This window comes from Asticcacaulis sp. (assembly GCF_027484505.1).
Taxonomy (GTDB): Bacteria; Pseudomonadota; Alphaproteobacteria; order Caulobacterales; family Caulobacteraceae; genus Asticcacaulis.
This window is the reverse complement of record NZ_JAIXSV010000027.1, coordinates 1-2,566: the sequence shown is the minus strand read 5'-3', so window position 1 is coordinate 2,566 and position 2,566 is coordinate 1. Positions and strand designations below refer to the sequence as shown.

At 46.2% G+C, this 2,566-nt stretch carries 3 protein-coding genes; 1 reads left to right on the top strand and 2 read right to left on the bottom strand.

Annotated features, from left to right (window positions below; genetic code table 11):
* Positions 1-282: 282 nt before the first annotated feature.
* Positions 283-909, bottom strand: coding sequence for a hypothetical protein (locus Q0072_RS01605; RefSeq protein ID WP_298324794.1), 627 nt, complete (start codon positions 907-909; stop codon positions 283-285).
* 11 nt (positions 910-920) lie between these two features.
* Positions 921-1,997: a DUF262 domain-containing protein gene (locus tag Q0072_RS01600; protein ID WP_298324789.1), complete on the bottom strand. Its 1,077-nt coding sequence runs from the start codon at positions 1,995-1,997 to the stop codon at positions 921-923.
* Between the two features lie 350 nt (positions 1,998-2,347).
* Between Q0072_RS01600 and Q0072_RS01595 the strand changes: the two genes are divergently transcribed.
* Positions 2,348-2,566: hypothetical protein (locus Q0072_RS01595; protein ID WP_298324786.1), on the top strand; the 219-nt coding region annotated here is incomplete at its 3' end.

Sequence of the window (2,566 nt, the reverse complement as noted above, 5' to 3'; positions counted from 1 at the left end):
CCAACCCCTGTCCGTACGGGACTTGATTAAAAGGGCGGTGACAGCCGTCCGAAAACCGACCCGCCCATGGCATCACCATAAGCGGGACTGTGTAACCTGTCCGTTGGGCTTGGTTAATGGAATGTGGAGAATTGTAACGGGCTGTTACAGGGGGGAAGGCTTGCGGGCTGTGGCGGACAAATGGGGCTTAGCTAGGTCGCGAAAAGATGAACCGAAATTTAGATGACTTCCAAGGCCCCAGTGATGAAAATGTTTTTATCAAAAAAAGCCGTAATACTCTACTTAGCCACGCGCTATCATTATAGCTGCGGTTTCGAGGGTATCGCGAAATGATTTATATACTGTTGATCCGGCACCTGTGACACCGGGAACTTGCTTTATTAGTAAATCATATACGCTAATTCCCTTGTGTACCTGCCCTAAAATTCTACTCGCTACAGCCTCGAGACTGGTTCTTGTCGTAGAAGATAGGTGAGCACATGCGTTCCTGATAACTTTCATTTGACTTAATTGCAAGTTAATACTGCTGATTACTGATTCAAACGGATAACCATTTAAGAAATACAATTTAGCAATTTTTTGAACATTTTCGTGATTGGCATAGTCGAAATACCTATTTGTGTGCACCAACATCCTGTTGGAATGCTCATGGTCTATTGGCTGCACAAACTTAGTAGGAACAGTGCCATTAGTTGTTGAGTCCCCCATCATAAAGTCAACAATAGAAGATTCAATAAACTCCTCCCACGCTATAAAAAGATTTAGAAATGCCGCAACGGTGATCTGCTCACGATCAATTTGCGGGAACAGCTGGTTACCTAACGAATCCACATTATGTGCGCTCGCTATTAAGCTATCGCACTGGTTTATTTTCATCTGAAAGTTAGAAAGAGATTGAGTAATAGGCACGGTATTCGTCCTTAGTCTCTTGAGCCGTTAGCGATGAGGTTGAGTAGATAAAGCGTACGGCGTTCCCGAACAGCTTCGTCTGTCGTGGCACGGCGACAGTCTTGAATGAATTGCGCCTCGCGCCCTGTAAAATCGCCAGGCGCAGCATCGAACAGCTCTACGATTGTATCGAGTCCATTCCTAGCGCGTTCTATTTCGGCCGCAGACTCAATGCTAACAGGTGGTATAGGCGCACGCTGACTGTCTCGAAAATTCGGCAATCTATACATACAATGATAAACCGCTGTAAAAAGAGAGTAGAAAATTGGGATACGATGAAAAATCGAATCCGAGAGGCCCTCTGGGAATATTAATGCAATTTTCCCAATTACATCTCGAAATGCCACCTCAATATGTTCTGATTCTGAAGAAAACTCCTTTTCATAGCGAATATAATACCTTTTTATAGCTTTTTTAGCTTTAATTCCCTCAATCATTGCTATCAGCAGGTCTGCCACCAAACTGACCTCCTGCATACGTAAAATTTGTTGTGAAGTCAATATTTTCTGACGAATCCAGTATTCGTTAAAATCAAAACCGATCTTGTCCGCAAGAACCTTAAATTGTCCAAAATGAGATGCATTAATTTTTTCTTGCTCATTGAGCACAACTGCGTATGAATTTAGACGCGCGAAAATATCTAATATCTCAGGGTCTGGTAAATTGATAAGCAAGTCAACGGCTATTTCGAATGAGAGAAATTGCTCTTGGGCATATTCAGGCAATTGACTGAAAAGTAAACCACCAAATTCAGGGTGCTGACCTCGCGCCAACGGAAAACCATCCTTCACATATGATAAAATAGTCCTAAGTCGCTGCTGCCCATCAACGACTTCTCGCGCAGAGGTCTTCGTGGTGACGTTGAGCTTTTGCCTGATAAAAACTTTTGGAATAGGCTTCCCGCGAATTATCGTGTCAATTAGATAGCTTTTAGCTTTCTCACTCCACACCGGCCGACGCTGAAAATGAGGATTTAATACAAGTTGCTTTTGACCATCCCATTCGACGAAATCATTAATACTATAAGTGCGCGAATCGAAACTCTTCATTATATAGACCTCATTTTGTACATAGTGGCATTTTTTCTGTGTGTAAAAGTATGCCAAACTTCGACCAAAATATCCAGTGATTTCGAGTACACCTAATCGAGTGCATTATTGAGCAAAGACAAGACCTTAAGGCTACGCTTGCAGTTTGATCGACTACCGGACTTACATTCTTCATCCAGCCTCGTCCGCCAAACCGTCCGTTGCCCTCAACAGGTGGACTATCTGGAAACAGGGGCCAGAACTGAAATGTGGATTGAACGTCTGAGAATGACCGAATTGGAGTACAGCCCCGGTAACCTATCCCCCGCCCATGCGAATATCCCACGGTCCGCCCCCATCAGGCCCCCCCCTTGCGCCCCCTCCTCCTGCTCCTCGCCCTCCTCACCCTCCCCGCCGCCGCGCAGACCACCGACCTGCGCTGCGGCCCGGACCTTTATCGTCCCGGTATCATCCTCACCGCCTCGCCCGTCTGCGGTGGCGTTTACAGCCAGCATGTGCCCGATGTCGGCCGCCTGCATCTGGGCGTCTTCCATTCGCTGGACCGCTCCAAACCGGACGAGGCGGCGGGT

Coding starts and splice junctions, on each gene's coding strand:
- Q0072_RS01600 (WP_298324789.1), bottom strand. CDS start 1,997: ATGAAGAGTTTCGATTCGCGCACTTATAGTATTAATGATTTCGTCGAA.